The following is a 17,190-nucleotide window of genomic DNA, read 5'->3' as shown; positions in this document are numbered from 1 at the left end:
ACAAATGAGTTAGAGCTCAGTTCAGTACGCGCTTGGCCTTCTGCCAAATATCGAGGCATGGCTAGCGCTGTGCGTCCTTGTAGCTTAGCCAAGGACGTATTACCGCTCGAGGAGCGGCACGCATCTTTGGGTAGTCTGCGGGGTTGCACACCAACTGCCATAATCCGTACGCCTCTTCAGACGGATCAAGCTTGTCCAGATAACGGGGATCGTGAAAACGAACGAGGTCTAGCTCCGCTTTTCGAAGGGCATGGTAGTTATTCGGGACAAATCCGGTGGTCGAAACGTCCCGCAGAGGGAGAACAACGTTGCGAATGTTTTGCATTGCGCCAATAGCTTGGGGAAGGATCGTACCAAGCTCGACCCCGTGTCGCCGTGAGCGGTATGCGGCCTTCATTGTGCGAAGACCAAGCAGAGCGGCGCGCTGCAATCTTGTCAATCTGAAAGCCGCCGTGACGTGGTCAATAAGCTGCTTATAGTCATAGATATGCTTTCCGCTTGTCGCGGAGTGCAGGATGGCAGCGTTTCGCATCGCGACGAAAAGAATGTCGCCTAGGCACAGGTCGGCCCAATAATTTGCCTCTTCGCCATTTTCCCATGTCGCCGGCAATAGGGCGTCTTTCAACTCCTCTATGTAGGTTTGCGCAGGTTGGAAATTGGTCAGCCTACGCTGCAAGAACGCTTCATCATCTCGAATGATGAGTCCTTCCAGCTTCAGATGTTGGATAAAGAGTGACTTGAAATCAACTAGCCGCTCAAAATGCTCGCAAGTGAAGAAAGAGACGTTCCAGCCAGACGCTTCCCAATGCCGGCGATAATCCTCAACGGTCTGAGAACACCTTGCCACCATCAGAACGTCGCGGTCACTGAACTGATCCGTTCGATTTCGTGCCTGGGAGCCGTATACGCAGATCGAGATCATGTTTCGGTTTCTATGATGAGAACTTGCGGAACACGGTAGATGCCAGCGTCGCGAGTAAGACAAACCCAAGCAGCGCCTCCAAGCCTATAACCACTCGGCCGATTTCCGTGGTTGGTGTAATATCGCCGTACCCTAGCGTGGTAAAGGTGACCGCCGTAAAGTAAAAGGCGTCGCACAGATTCTGGATATTCGATTCCGTTCCCGCTAGGCCCAATTCTCGCCTGAACATCCAGTGAATTGTCGTCAGAGCTAGCAGTAATCCTATGGTGGTCCCGGCGAGATTGCGAAGTCGTACTCCAGAACCAAGGAAAAATTCGAAGGTCCAAGCTCCGGCGATGGCCGCGACCTTCCACGGCTTTCGACCGTTAGGCACTTTCGCGAGCTCATCCTCGTTCAAAAGCCGCTGCCATCGTCGGAACATGTACTGAGCTTCGTCGGCATAGTCAGGCTGAGCCTGCATCCGGCTGTTTCGTAGGAGCTCTTGGAACAGATGAACGCCTATATTCGCGTACTTCTTACTCGGAATGCATTTCGCAAAGGTCTTGGGGTGGACGAAAACATCGCGCAGCTCAAAACGATGGACGTTGCAGTTTGTAAAGGTGCAATCTGTGAAGCGACAGTTAGTGAATGTGCTGCCAATAAAAAGACAGTCCTTGAAAGCGCAGTTCTTGAATTCGATGTCTTTGACATCAGTTTTCGATAAGCTAAAATTGGAGAAATGCTTGTCTCGAATGCGCCAGATGCGCGGTGCAATCGGGGACTGCAAGAGATCAGGCTCATACCAAGAATTAGCAACCGTGCTCAAGTTCGGGTCGGCTAGACGCGCGAAGAGAGCCTCACTATCCTTGAAAACGGCAGTCTTCCCCTTCAACTGAAAGAATGCATCGACCATGCTTGACCCCCAACTAGGAGGAGATTGCATCTTCGACAGCTTGCGGTCAAAGGTGAGGCGCAAAATTCCGTCTTGTGAGTGTCCTTCGAATTGCGGAGTTGCGTGGCGAAGATGCGCTAGTGCCGCCATCTTGGCTTGGGGCATCGGGCATCGCCTAGTGTTTGCATCTTTGGTGAACACCAAACAACTGACCGATCGAGAAGCGTTGTGATGCGACACGTGGCATGTGTCGCATCGGGCAAAGGACTAGAATGCCTAAGGAAGAGCAAGATTTCGCTGACGACGACGATGCTGTGCAAACGAGCCTCTGTGCCGATTGCGCACGTCATCCAAGCATCAAACGGATAGTAGCCGCGGACTGCATAAATGGACGTTGCGCATTTTGCGCCCGTGATGATGTCCAAGTCCGAAATCCAGAGACACGTGAAGCTCTGGTTATGCTCCTTCGAGCACTCATCCGATTTTTTTATGACGAGCAGGAATACAACCGCCACTGGGGTGGAGAAAGTGTCCTTTCGCTTTTTGAGCACGAAGACAATCCGATCTTAAAGCCCCCTACCTCTAATGCTTACTTGGACGACTTCGATGAGTGGCTTCAGTGGCCACCATATCCGGATTGGGACAAAGGCGTCGCGATCTACGCCGGCCACAATGATGGCGCTCGAGGGATGAACTTCGCGATCTCGCGAACAAACCCGAGTCCTTTTGTGGAGATCCAGCACCGCCTTCTCACAGAGAACTTTTTTCAGGTCGAGCCAGCTCTGGAGGCGTTGATCGACCCATTCCTAGCTGACATCGAAATCGTGCTCCCTGCAGGCGAACTTTGGTACCGCGCGCGATTGGGTCAGAAAGAAGTTTTCCTGCGCTATGACGTAGCCGGCTTTCAGTCAAGCATTGTGAGACAACCTTGGCTTGGAGCTGACATTGGCGCGCCTCCGCCGCTCAAAGCCGGAATCGGGCGCATGAATCGGTCAGGCGTATCAGTTCTTTATCTCGCATCGAACGCTGCCACCGCTGTAGCCGAGATTCGCCCCCATCCCAGTCATCATGTTTCGATAGGCGGCTTCACGAGCAAACAGACGCTTCGGTTGGCGGATTTCAATCCGGAGATCGAGCTCTTTTCGAGTAGCGATGCACGTTTAAGCCATTACGCGACCATCCAGGCATTTGACCGTTTGATGAGCCAGCCAGTCACCCCTGATGAAAGAACGCCATACCTTTCGACTCAGCTTCTAGCCGAAATACTTCTACGTCGCGGTTTCGACGGTGTAAGATATCGTAGCTCTGTCTCTGATGGCAGCAACATCTGCGTATTCTATCCCACAAAGTTCGAATTTGACGAAGGGCATTCCGAAGTAAGGCGAGTAGATAGTGTCACCTACGCAGTGTCGCAGGCGGCGTATTTGATCGTTCCGGACAAAAGTGATCTTCCGTTTAGTAAGCGCAGTTAATCGAAATGTCGTCGGCGCTGTGCTGCATAATTGGCGTAGAGTATATCATATTGGGTCGGCCAGCCCTCACCCTCCAGCCAGCCGCGGCAGCAGAAAAATCTCCGCCCCCGGCGGCAATTCCTTCGACCAGGTATCGCGATAGATCGTCCCGTCGATCGCGACGGCAATGCCCTTCTCGATCCAGGGCTCAATGCCGGGATACTGTTCAGCCAGTTTCCTGAACAGCTCCCTTATGTCCTTGGCCTCGACCTCGACCTTGCTCTGGCCGCCGGCGAGCTGGCCCAGCGCGCCCCAGAGCGTGACTTCGACCATCTAGTGAAGGACCTTCATTCGAGCCTGCCGGGAACCGTCAATCGCCTCTCAGCCTCCCCGTTCCGCCTCGATCGCGGCGAGGACCCTTGGTGGCGACATCGGGATGTGGGTCATGCGCACGCCGGCTGCGTTCGAGACGGCATTGGCGATGGCCGCCAGCGGCGGGACGATCGAGGTTTCGCCGACGCCGCGCACGCCATAGGGGTGGTTGGGGTTGGGTATCTCGAGGATCTGCGTGTCGATCATCGGCAGGTCCGAGCAGACCGGGATGCGGTAGTCGAGGAAGCCGGCGTTCTGGAGACGCCCGTCCTTGCCGTAGATATACTCCTCGTTGAGCGCCCAGCCGATGCCTTGCGCCGCACCGCCCTGGTACTGGCCCTCGACATAGGTCGGGTGCACCGCCTTGCCGGCATCCTGGATCACCGTGTAGCGGATCACCCTGGTCGAGCCGGTATCGGGGTCGACCTCGATGTCGCAGATGTGGGTGGCGAAGGAGACGCCGGCGCCGTCGGCGACGAGCTCGCTGTGGCCGGCGATCGGCCCGCCGGTCTTGCCGGAAGCGGCGGCGATCTCCTTCAGCGACAGGGCTGCAAGATTGCCGTATTTTTCGCCCTTGGCGATGGCGTGGCCGTTTTCCCAGACCACGTCGTCGACGGGGATGTCCCACGTCTGGGCGGCGCGCTCACGCAGGATCTTGATCGCGTTGCGGGCGGCCGAGATGGTCGCCATCGAGGACGAGAAGGTGCCCCGGCTGCCGTCGGTCATGTCGTTGTAGCCAAGCGAGGACGTGTCGGCGACCACCGCCTTGAGCTGGGCATAGTCGATGCCGAGCTCCTCCGCCGCCACCAGCGACAGCGAAGCGCGCGAACCGCCTACGTCCACCGTGCCGACAGCCAGCGACACCGAGCCGTCCATGCCGATGTTCAGGTCCACGCAGGTCTGGCCACCGAAATTGAACCAGAAGCCGCAAGCCATGCCGCGGCCCTGGTTCTTGCCCAGCGGGGCCTTCATGTGCGGATGGTGCTTGGCCGCCTCCAGCGTCGGGCCGATGCCGATCGGGCCGTAGACCGGGCCATAGGAGGACCTGGTGCCTTCCTGCGCGGCGTTCTTGATGCGGAACTCGACCGGATCCATGCCGAGTTCCTTGGCCAGCTCGTCGACGGCACTTTCCACCGCGAAAGCCGCCATCGGTGCGGAGGGCGCGCGATAGGCCGCGGTCTTCGGCCGGTTGACCAGCACTTCGAAGCCGACCGTCTTGACGTTGTCGAGCTTGTAGCAGGCGAATGCCGTCATGGCGCCGATCTCGGCCCAGGTGCCGGCATAGGGGCCGCTGGTGTAGCGCAGCGTCGCTTCGGCGGCGGTGATGGTGCCGTCCTTGCGGGCGCCGATCTTGACGTCGATCGAGGTGGCGCTGGTCGGACCCGAGGCGCGGAACACCTCGTCGCGGGTCATCACCAGCTTCACCGGGCGGCCGGCCTTGCGCGACAGCGCCAGCGCCACCGGCTCGGCCCAGACATGGGTCTTGCCGCCGAAGCCGCCGCCGATTTCCGACGAGGTGACGCGCAGCTTCGAGGCTTCCAGCCCGAGCAGTTGCGCGCAATGCTGGCGGTAGACGAAATGGCCCTGCGTGCAGACCCAGAGGTCGGCGGTGCCGTCGGACGAGACGCTCGCCACGCAGGCATGCGGCTCGATATAGCCTTGGTGCGTCTGCTCGGTCTTGAAGGAGCGCTCGACAATGACATCGGCGTGGCCAAAGCCCTGATGGACATCGCCATGGCCAAACTGGCTGCGCTTGGTGACGTTGGACGGCTTTACCGGCTTTACCTCGAGACCCTCGGTGAAGATCGTGTCGTTGATCAACGGCGCGGTGTGCTTCATCGCCTCGTCGACATCGGTGACATGCGGCAACAGCTCGTACTCGACCTCGATAAGCTTCAGCGCCTGCCTGGCCGTGCGGGCATCGACGGCGGCGACCGCGGCCACGGCGTGGCCGTCATAGAGCGCCTTGCCGCGCGCCATGCAATTGTCGAGGACGTCGTACATGGCGGCATCGCCATCGGTGAGATCGGGCAGGTCGGCGGCGGTGATCACCGCTTTCACGCCGGCGAGCTTTTCCGCTTTCGAAGTGTCGATCTTGAGGATCCTGGCATGCGCATGCGGGCTGCGCAGGACACGCCCGACCAGCTGTCCCGCCATGTTGAAGTCGGCGCCGTAGCGCGCGCGGCCCGTCACCTTGTCGACGCCGTCGGGACGGATAGGCCGCGTGCCGACGGAGGAGAATTTGCGGCCCGAAAAGCGTGGATCGAAGTTCATGCGTGCGCTCCCTTCATCACGTTGGCCGCATCCTGGACCGCGCGCACGATCTTGTCGTAGCCGGTGCAGCGGCAGAGGTTGCCGGCGAGGCCGAAGCGGATTTCTTCCTCGGTCGGATCGGGGTTCTTGGCCAAAAGGTCCTTCGCCGCGATCAGGAAGCCCGGCGTGCAGATGCCGCATTGCAAGGCTGCATGCTCGAGGAATTTCTGCTGCAGCGGATGCAACTGATCGCCATGCGCCATGCCTTCGACGGTCTCGATATGCCGGCCTTCGGCTTCAGCGCCAAGCACAAGGCAGGAGCAGACCAGCCGGTTGTCGAGAATGATCGAGCAGGCGCCGCAGTCGCCCGTGCCGCAGCCTTCCTTGGCGCCGGTCAGCCCGAGCCGGTCGCGCAGGACGTCGAGCAACGTCTCGTCGGGCTGGCAAAGGTATTCGACGTGATCGCCGTTGATTGTCGTTGAAACTGCTACACCGGCCATCATTTGCCTCCTGCGCGTGCGTAGGCGGTCGTCGCGGCCCGTCCGGCCAGCACGCCCGCAACTTTTCGTCTGAACTCGATGGTGCCGCGCTTGTCGTCGATGGGGCGGCAGGCCCCAGCGCAGACCTTGGCGAGCCGCTCGAGTGCCGCCTCATCCAGCTTCCTGCCGATAAGCGCCTCGGCTGCCTCTTCCACCAGAAGCACCGTCACCGCCACGGCGCCCAGCGCGACGCGGGCGGCCGTGATGACGCCATGCTCGTCGAGCGACAGCTTCACGCCGGCGCTGACCACGGCGATGTCCATCTCGGTGCGCGGAATGAACCTGAGATAGGCGTCGCCCGAACGCGGCGCGCGCTTGTCGAGCAGGATCGCCTCGACGATCTCACCCTTGGTGAGCGAGGTCTTGCCAGGCCCGATCGGCACAGCCTCGACCGGAATGGTGCGCTTGCCCGAGGGACCGGCAACCACGGCCTTTGCGGCGGCGGCCACCAATGCCGGGACGCTGTCGGCGGCCGGCGATGCGTTGCACAGATTGCCAACGATGGTGCAGCGGCCCTGGACCTGTTTCGAGCCGATCAGCTTCGACGCTTCGACGACACCGGGCCAGGCCTTCTTCAGAACCGAGCTCTCGCCCAGGACGGCGCAGGGGACGGTGGCGCCGATGCTGAAGCCGTCGGCCGTCTCCCTGATCTCGCTCAAGCCCTCGATCGCCTTGATGTCGACGATCAGGTCGGGATCGACAAACCCGCCCTTCATCCGAACGAGGAGGTCACTGCCTCCAGCGAGAATGGCTGATGTGCCGGAAGCGTCGGCCAGCAGGCCAACGGCGTCTTCGATTGAAAGCGGACGTATGTAACGCATCGTCTCCCCTTGGTGATGGTGATCTCGCCGACCGTTATAAACAGTCTCCTCATAATGACCATCCGGTTGCTGATTTCCAGCGATTGGGCCAGCACCGCGAGAGAGATTTTTGTCTAAAGTCTTTGTTTTGATGCATGTCGTTGTCCCAGAACCGCGCACACTTCTGGGCGACATGCATTTAAGCGGCGTCTTTTGCATTGTCGAGGCTGATGCCGATGTCCTTCAATGCCTCGGCCACGGCCTCGTCCAGCGGGGTGTGCGGGACTTCGCCGATGATGCCTTCCAGCCGGTCGGACACGAGCCGGTGCGGTTCGAAGCGCAGATAGGACATCGAGACGATCTCGCGCCACATCGCCACGAACGGGCTGCCGGCGCGCAGCACCCACCAGGGCATGAAGGTCAGTTTCAGCGGACGGCCCAGCGCCTTCTCGGCCGCGGCCTTGATGTCCATGTCGGTGACGGCGTGGCCGGGGAAGTTGAGCGCCTCAAAGAAGCCGAGCTTGCCCTGATTACGCGCCAGGCCGACGAAGCCGATGGCGAAGTCCGGCAAATAGGCCCATTCGTGCACGAGGTTGGCAGGGCCAGGCGCGGTGTAGACGCCCTTGCTCATCTTGGCGGCGACGACGAGGTCGAACCATGATCCGCTGCCGGTGCCGCCGAAGAAATCGCCGGCGCGCAGGATGATGGTGCGGACGCGGCTGGCATCGGCCTCGCGGCGAAACAGCGCTTCCATGGCGCAGCGGATGCGGCCCTTCTCGGTGGTCGGACAGAATGGCGTGTCTTCGGTGACCACCTCAGGCATCGGCGAGCCGTAATTGTAGACAGTGCCGGGGAAAAAATGCAGCGCGCCATTGGCATGGCAGGCGGCCATGACGTTCTCCGCCATCGGCAGACACTTGCCCCAGTCGGTGTAGATCGGGTTGAGGCCGTTGAAGATGATGTCGACCCCTTGCGTGGCGCGGATCAGCGCCTCGCGGTCGAGCGCATCGCCGGCGACGGCGGTGGCGCCCTTGAGTTCGGCCGGGACCTTGCCGCTGCGGGTGACGGCGCGGACATCGAAACCGGCGTCGATGAAGGCCTTGCCAACCACGCGGCCGAGCCGGCCATTGGCGCCCAGAATTGCGATCTTGGTCATTTTCTTCTCCGTGTCTGGGTTTGCACGGCGAATATGATGCGTTCATACGCGAATGAAAATTGACTATGGATGCAGATTTGTTATTCATAAATGAATGGAAGACATCGACTGGAACCTGATCAAGAGTTTCGTCTCCGTGGCGGAGACCGGCAGCCTGTCGGCCGCGGCGCGCAAACTGTCGGCCAGCCAACCGACGCTCGGGCGTCACATCGGTGAGCTCGAACAGGCGTTGGGCGTCACCTTGTTCCGGCGCGGGCGGCGCGGCTATGCGCTGACGGAAGCAGGCGCCACGCTGTTCGAACGCGGCAGAGCGGTGAGCGAGCAGGCGAGCGCGTTTTCGCTATTGGCATTGGGCTCGGTCGAGGCGATCGAAGGCACGGTGCGCATTGCCGCCAGCGAGGTGGTGGCTGCCTATGTGCTGCCGAGGATGACGGCGCGGCTCGGCATCGAGGAGCCCGGCATCGAGGTCGAGATCGTCGCCTCGAACCAGGTCGAGAACCTGCTGCGAAGGGATGCCGATATCGCCATCCGCATGGTCAAGCCGGCGCAGAACGAGCTGACGGCGCGCAAGGTCTGCGATATCAAACTCTGCTGCTGCGCGGCGAAATCCTATCTCGACAGGCACGGCCGCCCGCTCAAGCCCGCCGACCTTCTCGACCATCCGCTGATCGGCTTCGACCGCAGCGACGAGATGATCCGCGGCTTTACCCAGGCCGGCATCCCCGTCACCCGAAGCAGCTTCCGCTTCAGGGCCGACAACCAGATCGTTCTGTGGGAAGCGCTGCGGGCGGGAAACGGCGTCGGTCTTGGCCAGGAGCCGCTGGCGGACAGCGACCCGTCGCTGGAGAAACTGCTGCCCGGCCTGCCACTGCCCAGCCTGCCGGTGTGGCTGGCCATGCATCGCGACGTGCGCACCAGCGTGCGCATCCGCCGCGTCGCGGATTTCCTCTATGAGGAGCTGAAGCGCTATTCGGCGGGGGCGGCCGCGAATTCGGCGCGGTGAGCGAGCCCGGCCATCAACAGCACGACGACCAGCAGCGCCGACATGGCGACGAAAATCGGGCCGAAGCTGGAATGCTCGGCGACGAAGCCGATCGCCGACGGCGCTACCAATATGCCGGAATAGCCCATGGTGGTGACGACGCTCATGCCGGTGCCCGACGACATGCCTTCCTGGTTGCCGCCGGCCGAGAAGATGATCGGCACCATATTGGCGATGCCGAAGCCGCACAGGGCAAAAGCCGCGATGGCGATCCAGGGCGAAGGCGACAGGCCGGCGACCAGCATGCCGGCGGCGGCGACCACCGCCGAGCCGCGCAGCGTCGCCACCGCGCCGAAGCGGTTGCGCACGCCGTCGCCGAAAAAGCGCATGACAGCCATGACGCCGGAGAAGGCGGCGTAGGCAAGGCCGGCGATGGCGAGGTCGGCGCCGAGCTCCTGCCTGAGATAAAGCGCTGCCCAGTCGAGCACGGCGCCCTCGGAAATCATCGTCAGCAGCGCCATCAGCCCGACCAGATAGACCAGCGGATTGGCCGGCAGCGTAAATCTGTGATGCTCGGCCGCCTGCGGCTTGTCCTCGGCGATGAGGTAGCCGACCGCCACGGCTATGACGGCAAAGGCTATGACCGTGACGACAGCCGCATGGGCGAGGTGGCCGTAAGTCTGGATGGCGTAACCGCCCAGACCGCCGCCGGCGAAACCGCCGAGGCTCCAGAAGCCGTGCGACGACGACATGATGGCGCGGGAGAGCCGGCGCTCGACCACCACGGCATTGGCGTTCATGGCGACATCCATGCCGCCGATCGAGCCGCCGAAGATGATCATGGCGATCGCCGCCAGCGGCACGTTGGGCGCCAGCGCCACGATCAGCAGGCCGAGGCTGCCGCACAGGCCGAACCAGCGCAACACGGCGCGCGAGCCATGCCTGGAGATCAGATGGCCGCACCAGCTCATGGCCGCGACCGCGCCGACGCCGAACAGAAGGATCAGCAGACCGAGGGTGAATTTCGAGATGTCGAGCCGGGTCAGGAACACCGGAATCTGCGGCGCCCAGCTGCCGGTCAGGAAGCCGTTGGCGAGGAAGATCGCGGCTACGGCCCATCGCCCCTGAAGGGCGCTCTGCATGGTGTCTTGCGCGTTCATGGCCCGAATCCGGTCAAGGAATGGCTTTGCGCGGCAAATTAGATCGATTCAATTTCTCGTCAAGCGCCTTTCTCTTCGTCATCCTACGGTTTCCGCGACGTCGCTTCGCGACTGCTCCACCCTAGGATGACGAAGTCGCGTAGGGCCTAGCCAATCGTCAATGATCCCTCGGCCGCCTCGCCTCGAATTCCGCCTTCTTGGCGTCCGAAGCCTCGGTCTGGTTCAGCGCCTGCCATCGCGCATAGGGCATGCCGTAGACGATTTCGCGCGACTGGTCCTTGCCGAGATCGACGCCCTCAGCCTCGGCCGCTTCGCGGTACCAGTTCGACAGGCAGTTGCGGCAGAAGCCGGCGAGGTTCATCAGGTCGATGTTTTGCACATCGCTGCGCTCGCGCAGATGATCGACCAGCCGGCGGAAGGCCGCGGCCTCGAAATCGCGTTTCTGGTCATCGCTGAGTTCGGTCATTGCCTTGGATCCTCACAGCGGCCCGGTGCGCGAGCCGAACATCTTCACCTGATGTATATCGGGACGGCGGTCGATGGCGTCAACGATCGGCGCCAGCCGTTCCGTCCAGGCCAGCGCCCCCTTGCGGTCTGATATCAGGTCCTGGCGGATCTCGATCAGCGCATGGGCAAAGCCGTTGACGATGGCGTGCTTGAACATGGTGTCGCCGCGCAACGCGCCGTCATAGGGTTCATTGTCGCCAACGACGAGGTTTTTATCCTGCGCCAGCATGTCGATCAGCGGCCGCGCCACGCGGTCGTCGAGGTCCCACAATATGCCGACATGCCAAGGGCGGATGAAGCCCTGCATGACAGGGGTGAAGGAGTGTACGGAGAAGATGAACGGCGCTTTGCCTGAGGCGTGCGCCACCGACGCGATCATGGCGCCGACCGCGTCCTGATAAGGCCGGTAGAAGCCGTCGAGCCGCCTTTCGCGTTCTTGCGGCGCCATAGGGTAGTTTCCCGGCACGACAGTGCCGTCATAGAGCTGGCGGATCAGCGTCGGGTCGTCCTCGCCGCGATTGGGATCGATCAGCAGCCGCGAAAAATTGGCGATCACCGCCGGCACGTCGAGCGCTGCGGCCAGTTCGCGCGTCACCGTCTCGACACCGATGTCGTAGGCGATATGGCGATCGAGTTCCGCCGCCGGCAAGCCGAGACTGCCATACTCCTCCGGCAGGTCGCGGCGGGCATGGTCGGCGACAAGCACGATGCCTCGCTTGCGGTCGCCTTCGACGATATCGAAAGGCGCGAAAACTGTGGATCGGGTCATTGGCTGGAAAGGTCTGTTCGCTGGCTTCCGGGGAGGGTGGTATCGTCATTCCCACGAAGAGGACGGTTGCGCAATGCCGTTGTTTGGCCACGGTTTCTGCGAAAATCCGGTCACGCGCGGCAGATCGCGTGTCGGGGGCCTTTCTAAATCGATTGGAATTGGACAGAACGGCGCGTTGACATGCGCCCGGACTTTTCCGAAAAGGGGCGTTGAGAGATGCAGATGACGTTATTGAGGGGTTTCGGGATGGGTTCCGCCGGCAGGCCGCGTGCGCGCACCGCCTTTGCCGTGCCGCTCCTGACCCTGACGCTAGGGCTCACCGCGCTGGTCGCGGCTTCGCCCGCCCGCGCCGATTTCCGCGTCTGCAACGCCACGCAGAACCTGGTCGGCGTCGGCATCGGCTACCGCGCCAAGGCAGGCTGGATCACCGAGGGGTGGTGGCACATCGAAGGATCGAGCTGCAAGACGCTGATCGAAGGTCCGCTGTCATCGAGGTTTTACTATCTTTATGCAGAAGACGCCGAGCGCGGCGGGCGCTGGGATGGCCCGATCAACATGTGCGTGGCCGAAAAAGAATTCAAGATTGCCGGCGTTACCGATTGCGTCGCCCGGGGCTTCCAGCGCGCCGGATTCCAGGAATATGACACGGGCGAGCAGGCAAGCTGGATGGTCCAGCTGACCGATGAGTCCACAACGGGAGGCGCTCCAGCCGCCCCGGGAACAAACAGTCAATGAGACGTAGCCGCAAGGTCAAGATCCTCGCCACCATCGGTCCTGCCTCCTCGTCCGAGGAGATGCTGCAGAAGCTGTTCGAAGCCGGCGCCGATGTCTTCCGCATCAATATGAGCCACACCGATCACGAGCTGATGCGCACGCTGGTCGGCCGCATCCGCGCGGTCGAGGAAAAGGTCGGCCGTCCGATCGGCATCCTGGCCGATTTGCAGGGACCGAAGCTGCGCGTCGGCAAGTTCGCCAACGGCAAGGAGGTGCTGACCCCGGGCCAGACCTTCACCCTCGACAACAATCCCGAGCCCGGCACGTCGACCCGCGTCTACCTGCCGCATCCCGAAATCCTGAGTTCGGTCGAGGCCGGCCACCGTCTGTTGATCGACGACGGCAAGCTGGAGCTCAGGGCGGTGAAGAGCGACGGCAAATCGATCACCTGCACCGTCGTCGCCGGCACCACCATTTCCGACAAGAAGGGCGTCAGCCTGCCCGACACCGACCTGCCGGTCGGTGCGCTGACCGAAAAGGACCGCAAGGACCTCGATGCGGTGCTGGCGGAAAGCGTCGACTGGGTGGCGCTGTCGTTCGTGCAGCGGCCGGAGGATTTGGCGGAAGCCCGCAAGATCGCGCGCGGCCGGGCGCTTATCATGGCCAAGATCGAAAAGCCGCAGGCGGTAGCCCGGCTGGCCGAAATCATCGAACTCTCCGACGCGCTGATGGTCGCCCGCGGCGATCTCGGTGTGGAAATGCCGCTGGAAGCGGTGCCCGGCATCCAGAAGCAGATCACGCGCGCCGCGCGCCGCGCCGGCAAGCCGGTGGTGGTCGCCACGCAAATGCTGGAATCGATGATCACCGCGCCGGTGCCGACCCGCGCCGAGGTGTCCGACGTGTCGATCGCCGTGTTCGAGGGCGCCGACGCCATCATGCTTTCAGCCGAATCCGCTGCCGGCGCCTATCCGGTCGAGGCGGTGGCGATGATGAACCGCATCGCCACCAAGGTCGAAACCGACCCGACCTATGCCGGCATCATCAACGCGCAGCGCTCGGAACCGGAAGCAACCGGCGCCGACGCCATTTCGCTCGCGGCCCGCGAGATTGCCGAGACGCTGAAACTGTCGGCGATCATCACCTATACGGCGTCGGGCACCACCGGCCTGCGCGCCGCGCGCGAGCGGCCGCAAGTGCCGATCATCGCGCTGTCGCCGATCCTCAACACGGCGCGGCGGCTGTCGCTTTTGTGGGGCACGCATTGCGTCGTCTCGCCCGACGCCAGCGACCTCGACGACATGGTCGACCGCGCCTGCCGCATCGCTTTCGAAGAGGGGTTCGGCCAGCCGGGCGACCGTGTCATCATCACGGCGGGCGTGCCGCTGAGGACGCCGGGTTCGACCAACATGCTGCGCATCGCCTATGTCGGGTCGGACGTGCAGGCCACCCGCAACATAGGTTGACAGAGGCTTCAACTCATCACAGTTCGCAGCGCTCTTGCCGCACCTTCGGCGTGATCGATGCGCTGAAGGAAGCGGCGTGCCCGGGGAACGGGGTCGTGCAGATACTGGTCCGGCCCCAGCCTCTTTCGCCGGTTGAGGTCGACTGTGTCGAGCAGATCGAAATCGACCGTGGCGATCGTGCAGTGCCACCCGGGATTGCGCGACGCCCAGCCCCTCTTGTGGTGTTCCAAAAGCCGCTCGCGGGCGGAATAGCCGTGGTAGTCGAACGCGATCACGCCGTTCGTCGCGTAAATATGGTTCCCGGAAAAGCCCTCGCCAGGAATGATCCGTTCGCCGTAAAAGCCGTCCAGAGGAGCACGCTCGAGAAAGGCGCCGGCAAGAATGGCGCACGCGCCATAGCCGAAGAAGATGCGGTCCGGCAACGCCCATCGCTTCTCCGGGTTTCCCTTGATGCCGTGTTTCAGGACATACATTGCGATCAGGTCGGGGCCAGTTCCGCGTCGGGCACGGTGATGTCGGGGCATCGCCCCTCATTGTACGCATCGCCGGCGATGCGTGCTTCCACGGTTTTTGCCATTGCCTGCAGGTCGACGACCTTGCCGGCGACCTTTTCGATGGCGCCGATGACGAGATCGGGGGCGATCCAGTCCGGCTTGTGGCCGAGATTGTGGACCCAGATCAGCTCGGCGCCGGGGATGTCCCTGACCAGGCCGACGGAATGGATCGAGGCATAGACCACCTTGTCGCGGTCGCCCGAGATGACAATGGTCGGCGCTGTGATGTCGCGGTAATGCGGCGCGGCCTTCAGCGTATAGTCGTAGAGGCCGGCGACATCGATGGCGTTGGCGCGGAAAGCGCCGGGACGCAGCACCAGCGGAATCGAGGCATTGCCGACATAGCCTTCCGGCACCTTGTTGGGAGAAAACACGCAGGCCGTGGCGCTGTCCATCTGCAGCGTGCCTGCCGGATAGGTCAATGTCTCCGAGAACAGCCAGCCGATGATGGGGGTGGCGGTCAGGTTGTAGTACCAGGCGGTCGCGCCGCCCGGCCAGGGGTGGCTGACCGGCGACAGAAAGACCAGCCCGAGCGTCTTCTCCGGGTGTTCGCGGCCAAAGGCGGCGGTGATCACGCCGCCAAACGAATGGCCGACCATGATCGCATTGTGGATGCCGAGACGGTCCATCAGCCTGGCGATGGTGTCGGCCTGCGCCGACGGGCTCTCATTGCCGGGGCCGCGTGCCGACCAGCCGAAGCCCGGCCGGTCGAGGAAGACCATCTCGGCGCGGCCTTCGAGCAAAGGCCTGATCGGCAGCATCTGATCCCTGAGATTGGCGCTGGCGCCGTGGATGAAGACGATGGCCGGCAGCTCGGCATTTTGAGGCGCCGGCACGTGGACATAGTGGATGCGGGTGCCGCCGATGTCGGCAAATTCGCCGGCCGGCGGGTTTCGCCACTCGATCAGCCACGCGCCGGCGCGGGTGACGCCGGCCAGGGCAAAGACGAGCGCGAGGAGCAAAGCACAGGCGGCGTAAATGAGGTTCATGCGCGGAGATACGGGGGTGGAGGGGGATAAGTTCTAGGGAGTAGGGAGTAGGGAGTGGGGAGTAGGGAGTAGGGAGTAGGGAGTAGGGAGTAGGGAGTAGGGAGGTGGCGTCTCGACCAATCTTCTCTACTGACTACTGACTACTGACTACTGACTAATCCCTAATTCCTACTGCCTAATCAAATTCCTTCGCCGGCAAGCTCTTCCGAAATTGCCGCGACCTGGTCCTGGGCGCTGCGCATCATCGGATAGATGGTAAGCACCTTCTGCCAGGCTTCGAGCGCCGATTGCTTGTGGCCGGTGGCGGCCATGATCTGGGCCAGGCCGGAAAGCGCGCCGAAATGGCGTGGTTCCAGCTGCAGCGTCTGGTCGATGTCGGACATCGATTTCCCGAAATTCTTCATCATGTAATGGACGGTGGCGCGCCGGTTCCAGCCTTCGGCATATTTTGGCTGAAGGATGACGACCTGGTCGAGGAAGTCGAGGGCGACGTCGAACTTCTCGTCGTCCATCGCCTTTTGCGACCATTGCATCATCAGGTCGATCGAGGCGCTGCCGGACTGGAACCATTCGCCCCAGATGCGCCCGGCGATGCGCTCGGCCGCCTTTTCGTTGCGCTCGCGCTTCAGCTCGGCAAACAGTTGGTCGAGCCTGGCTTCCCTGGTCAGGGCAACCGGCGGCTTTGCCGGCGGATCGTCCGCCGACGCCGGAGCGACGCCGAAAAGAAACAGGGTGGCCAAAAATGCAAAAAGAATCCGCATCGCCGGAATCTAACCCCGGACGGCGGATCGTCAAACTGAAATTAGCGTGAAAGTGCCTGGAACCAGGCAATTACCATCATATGGACGGAGGCAACGAGCCTCCGGCCGAACACTCAGCCCTGGCGCGCCTTGTAGCGTGGAGCGGTCTTGTTGATGATGTAGACGCGGCCCTTGCGGCGAACCAGCTGGTTGTCGCGGTGACGCGCCTTCAGCGCCTTGAGCGAATTCTTGATCTTCATGGTCTTGCCCGTCGGTCTGGGCCCTGTCCGGGCCGAATTATTAAGGCGCGCCTGAAAAGCGCGCCTTTGAACTTGCGGTGGCTCATAAACGAGGAGCCTTGCCCGTGTCAACCGCAAGCGTGCTGGATAGAGGCCGAGAATGGCTTTGGCCATCAAATATCCGCCATCTCGGCTCCACGCCATTGCGCGGCCGAAGGCGGGCTGGAATGGTGCGGCACCCGCAAGCCGATTTGGAGACCTCTATGCGCCTGTTGTTTGTGTCCGCGAGCCTTGCCGTTCTGGCAGCCGCCTCCATCGCGCAGGCGCAGGAATGCGACCGCAACGACGACAGCCAGCAGATGATGAACATCTGCGCCGGCGAGGACTATCGGGCCGCCGATGCCAAGCTCAACCAGGCCTACAAGGATCTCGTCGGTCGCAACGACGACAAGGGCAGGAAGCTGCTGCAGGTCGCGCAACGCGCCTGGATCGCCTTCCGCGACGCCGAATGCGCCTATACGACGAGAGACAGCGAGGGCGGCTCCATCCATCCGATGGAGGTTTCACAATGCCTGACCGAACTGACGGACCAGCGCATCAAACAGCTCACCGCGGGCGCCAATTGTAGGGAAGGCGATGCGAGTTGCGCCAGCCCCGACGAGGACGGGGATCTGAACGACGAGCTGCAATAGGGCTCGATCCACGCCCT

At 62.2% G+C, this 17,190-nt stretch carries 19 protein-coding genes; 5 read left to right on the top strand and 14 right to left on the bottom strand.

The window, feature by feature from the left end; genetic code table 11:
• Nucleotides 1–61 precede the first annotated feature (61 nt).
• Complete coding sequence (locus tag NKJ75_RS15370) at nt 62–922, bottom strand: hypothetical protein (protein WP_352499905.1); 861 nt, start codon at nt 920–922, stop codon at nt 62–64.
• Between the two features lie 10 nt (nt 923–932).
• A complete protein-coding gene (locus NKJ75_RS15365; RefSeq protein ID WP_352499904.1) occupies nt 933–1,958 on the bottom strand; it encodes an ion channel in 1,026 nt (341 codons plus the stop codon).
• A gap of 293 nt (nt 1,959–2,251) precedes the next feature.
• On the opposite strand from NKJ75_RS15365, the gene NKJ75_RS15360 reads away from it, so the two are divergent.
• Nucleotides 2,252–3,265, top strand: coding sequence for an RES family NAD+ phosphorylase (locus NKJ75_RS15360; protein ID WP_352499903.1), 1,014 nt, complete (start codon nt 2,252–2,254; stop codon nt 3,263–3,265).
• Between the two features lie 66 nt (nt 3,266–3,331).
• Here NKJ75_RS15360 and NKJ75_RS15355 read toward each other — a convergent pair whose 3' ends face one another.
• The 5 genes from NKJ75_RS15355 to NKJ75_RS15335 all read right to left on the bottom strand — a co-directional run bounded on the left by NKJ75_RS15355 (nt 3,332) and on the right by NKJ75_RS15335 (nt 8,364).
• Nucleotides 3,332–3,577: a MoaD/ThiS family protein gene (locus tag NKJ75_RS15355; protein WP_023684042.1), complete on the bottom strand. Its 246-nt coding sequence runs from the start codon at nt 3,575–3,577 to the stop codon at nt 3,332–3,334.
• Nucleotides 3,578–3,625: 48 nt separating this feature from the next.
• Nucleotides 3,626–5,890 (bottom strand): xanthine dehydrogenase family protein molybdopterin-binding subunit, encoded by a 2,265-nt coding sequence (locus NKJ75_RS15350; RefSeq protein ID WP_352499902.1) that lies wholly within the window; start codon nt 5,888–5,890, stop codon nt 3,626–3,628.
• On the bottom strand, nt 5,887–6,369 hold the full coding sequence (locus tag NKJ75_RS15345) for a (2Fe-2S)-binding protein (protein WP_023684040.1): 483 nt from the start codon (nt 6,367–6,369) through the stop codon (nt 5,887–5,889). The genes NKJ75_RS15350 and NKJ75_RS15345 overlap by 4 nt, the downstream gene beginning before the upstream one ends.
• Nucleotides 6,369–7,229, bottom strand: coding sequence for an FAD binding domain-containing protein (locus NKJ75_RS15340; RefSeq protein ID WP_352499901.1), 861 nt, complete (start codon nt 7,227–7,229; stop codon nt 6,369–6,371). Before NKJ75_RS15340 ends, NKJ75_RS15345 begins: the two co-directional genes overlap by 1 nt.
• A 178-nt stretch (nt 7,230–7,407) precedes the next feature.
• Nucleotides 7,408–8,364 carry an SDR family oxidoreductase gene (locus NKJ75_RS15335; RefSeq protein WP_352499900.1) on the bottom strand — a complete coding sequence of 319 codons (957 nt, stop codon included), beginning with the start codon at nt 8,362–8,364 and terminating at the stop codon, nt 7,408–7,410.
• A gap of 94 nt (nt 8,365–8,458) precedes the next feature.
• Here NKJ75_RS15335 and NKJ75_RS15330 point away from each other — a divergent pair, with 94 nt between their 5' ends.
• The gene (locus NKJ75_RS15330; RefSeq protein ID WP_352499899.1) at nt 8,459–9,367 is read left to right on the top strand and encodes a LysR family transcriptional regulator; all 909 of its coding nucleotides are present in this window, start codon (nt 8,459–8,461) and stop codon (nt 9,365–9,367) included.
• Here NKJ75_RS15330 and NKJ75_RS15325 read toward each other — a convergent pair.
• From NKJ75_RS15325 to NKJ75_RS15315, 3 genes are all read right to left on the bottom strand, one after another.
• Entirely contained in the window at nt 9,331–10,506 is a 1,176-nt protein-coding gene (locus NKJ75_RS15325; protein WP_352499898.1) for an MFS transporter, read from the bottom strand. The genes NKJ75_RS15330 and NKJ75_RS15325 overlap by 37 nt on opposite strands.
• A gap of 157 nt (nt 10,507–10,663) precedes the next feature.
• Nucleotides 10,664–10,972 (bottom strand): DUF1244 domain-containing protein, encoded by a 309-nt coding sequence (locus tag NKJ75_RS15320; protein ID WP_352499897.1) that lies wholly within the window; start codon nt 10,970–10,972, stop codon nt 10,664–10,666.
• 12 nt (nt 10,973–10,984) lie between these two features.
• Complete coding sequence (locus tag NKJ75_RS15315) at nt 10,985–11,782, bottom strand: N-formylglutamate amidohydrolase (protein WP_023806504.1); 798 nt, start codon at nt 11,780–11,782, stop codon at nt 10,985–10,987.
• Between the two features lie 246 nt (nt 11,783–12,028).
• On the opposite strand from NKJ75_RS15315, the gene NKJ75_RS15310 reads away from it, so the two are divergent.
• A complete protein-coding gene (locus NKJ75_RS15310) occupies nt 12,029–12,517 on the top strand; it encodes a DUF1036 domain-containing protein (protein WP_023673118.1) in 489 nt (162 codons plus the stop codon).
• Nucleotides 12,514–13,959: a pyruvate kinase gene (gene pyk / locus NKJ75_RS15305; protein WP_023673117.1), complete on the top strand. Its 1,446-nt coding sequence runs from the start codon at nt 12,514–12,516 to the stop codon at nt 13,957–13,959. The genes NKJ75_RS15310 and pyk overlap by 4 nt, the downstream gene beginning before the upstream one ends.
• A gap of 8 nt (nt 13,960–13,967) precedes the next feature.
• Here the strand turns inward: pyk and NKJ75_RS15300 are convergent, their stop codons facing one another.
• From NKJ75_RS15300 to ykgO, 4 genes are all read right to left on the bottom strand, one after another.
• Nucleotides 13,968–14,432 carry a hypothetical protein gene (locus NKJ75_RS15300; protein WP_023834965.1) on the bottom strand — a complete coding sequence of 155 codons (465 nt, stop codon included), beginning with the start codon at nt 14,430–14,432 and terminating at the stop codon, nt 13,968–13,970.
• A 5-nt stretch (nt 14,433–14,437) separates the two neighbouring features.
• Nucleotides 14,438–15,502: an alpha/beta fold hydrolase gene (locus tag NKJ75_RS15295; protein ID WP_023834966.1), complete on the bottom strand. Its 1,065-nt coding sequence runs from the start codon at nt 15,500–15,502 to the stop codon at nt 14,438–14,440.
• 179 nt (nt 15,503–15,681) lie between these two features.
• Nucleotides 15,682–16,263: a tetratricopeptide repeat protein gene (locus tag NKJ75_RS15290; protein WP_352499896.1), complete on the bottom strand. Its 582-nt coding sequence runs from the start codon at nt 16,261–16,263 to the stop codon at nt 15,682–15,684.
• A 113-nt stretch (nt 16,264–16,376) separates the two neighbouring features.
• Nucleotides 16,377–16,502 (bottom strand): type B 50S ribosomal protein L36, encoded by a 126-nt coding sequence (gene ykgO, locus NKJ75_RS15285; RefSeq protein ID WP_006327841.1) that lies wholly within the window; start codon nt 16,500–16,502, stop codon nt 16,377–16,379.
• A gap of 242 nt (nt 16,503–16,744) precedes the next feature.
• On the opposite strand from ykgO, the gene NKJ75_RS15280 reads away from it, so the two are divergent.
• On the top strand, nt 16,745–17,173 hold the full coding sequence (locus NKJ75_RS15280) for a lysozyme inhibitor LprI family protein (RefSeq protein WP_023834967.1): 429 nt from the start codon (nt 16,745–16,747) through the stop codon (nt 17,171–17,173).
• Nucleotides 17,174–17,190: the final 17 nt, after the last annotated feature.

This window comes from Mesorhizobium sp. M0058 (genome assembly GCF_040323095.1).
GTDB lineage: Bacteria > Pseudomonadota > Alphaproteobacteria > Rhizobiales > Rhizobiaceae > Mesorhizobium.
Note: the sequence above shows the minus strand (reverse complement) of the source record. Positions and strands in the feature narration are given on the sequence as shown.

What these genes read in the sequence shown, in the direction of transcription:
- NKJ75_RS15370 (WP_352499905.1), bottom strand. Translation starts at nt 922, where the DNA reads ATGATCTCGATCTGCGTATACGGCTCCCAGGCACGAAATCGAACGGAT.
- NKJ75_RS15365 (WP_352499904.1), bottom strand. Translation starts at nt 1,958, where the DNA reads ATGCCCCAAGCCAAGATGGCGGCACTAGCGCATCTTCGCCACGCAACT.
- NKJ75_RS15360 (WP_352499903.1), top strand. Translation starts at nt 2,252, where the DNA reads ATGCTCCTTCGAGCACTCATCCGATTTTTTTATGACGAGCAGGAATAC.
- NKJ75_RS15355 (WP_023684042.1), bottom strand. Translation starts at nt 3,577, where the DNA reads ATGGTCGAAGTCACGCTCTGGGGCGCGCTGGGCCAGCTCGCCGGCGGC.
- NKJ75_RS15350 (WP_352499902.1), bottom strand. Translation starts at nt 5,890, where the DNA reads ATGAACTTCGATCCACGCTTTTCGGGCCGCAAATTCTCCTCCGTCGGC.
- NKJ75_RS15345 (WP_023684040.1), bottom strand. Translation starts at nt 6,369, where the DNA reads ATGGCCGGTGTAGCAGTTTCAACGACAATCAACGGCGATCACGTCGAA.
- NKJ75_RS15340 (WP_352499901.1), bottom strand. Translation starts at nt 7,229, where the DNA reads ATGCGTTACATACGTCCGCTTTCAATCGAAGACGCCGTTGGCCTGCTG.
- NKJ75_RS15335 (WP_352499900.1), bottom strand. Translation starts at nt 8,364, where the DNA reads ATGACCAAGATCGCAATTCTGGGCGCCAATGGCCGGCTCGGCCGCGTG.
- NKJ75_RS15330 (WP_352499899.1), top strand. Translation starts at nt 8,459, where the DNA reads ATGGAAGACATCGACTGGAACCTGATCAAGAGTTTCGTCTCCGTGGCG.
- NKJ75_RS15325 (WP_352499898.1), bottom strand. Translation starts at nt 10,506, where the DNA reads ATGAACGCGCAAGACACCATGCAGAGCGCCCTTCAGGGGCGATGGGCC.
- NKJ75_RS15320 (WP_352499897.1), bottom strand. Translation starts at nt 10,972, where the DNA reads ATGACCGAACTCAGCGATGACCAGAAACGCGATTTCGAGGCCGCGGCC.
- NKJ75_RS15315 (WP_023806504.1), bottom strand. Translation starts at nt 11,782, where the DNA reads ATGACCCGATCCACAGTTTTCGCGCCTTTCGATATCGTCGAAGGCGAC.
- NKJ75_RS15310 (WP_023673118.1), top strand. Translation starts at nt 12,029, where the DNA reads ATGGGTTCCGCCGGCAGGCCGCGTGCGCGCACCGCCTTTGCCGTGCCG.
- pyk (WP_023673117.1), top strand. Translation starts at nt 12,514, where the DNA reads ATGAGACGTAGCCGCAAGGTCAAGATCCTCGCCACCATCGGTCCTGCC.
- NKJ75_RS15300 (WP_023834965.1), bottom strand. Translation starts at nt 14,432, where the DNA reads ATGTATGTCCTGAAACACGGCATCAAGGGAAACCCGGAGAAGCGATGG.
- NKJ75_RS15295 (WP_023834966.1), bottom strand. Translation starts at nt 15,502, where the DNA reads ATGAACCTCATTTACGCCGCCTGTGCTTTGCTCCTCGCGCTCGTCTTT.
- NKJ75_RS15290 (WP_352499896.1), bottom strand. Translation starts at nt 16,263, where the DNA reads ATGCGGATTCTTTTTGCATTTTTGGCCACCCTGTTTCTTTTCGGCGTC.
- ykgO (WP_006327841.1), bottom strand. Translation starts at nt 16,502, where the DNA reads ATGAAGATCAAGAATTCGCTCAAGGCGCTGAAGGCGCGTCACCGCGAC.
- NKJ75_RS15280 (WP_023834967.1), top strand. Translation starts at nt 16,745, where the DNA reads ATGCGCCTGTTGTTTGTGTCCGCGAGCCTTGCCGTTCTGGCAGCCGCC.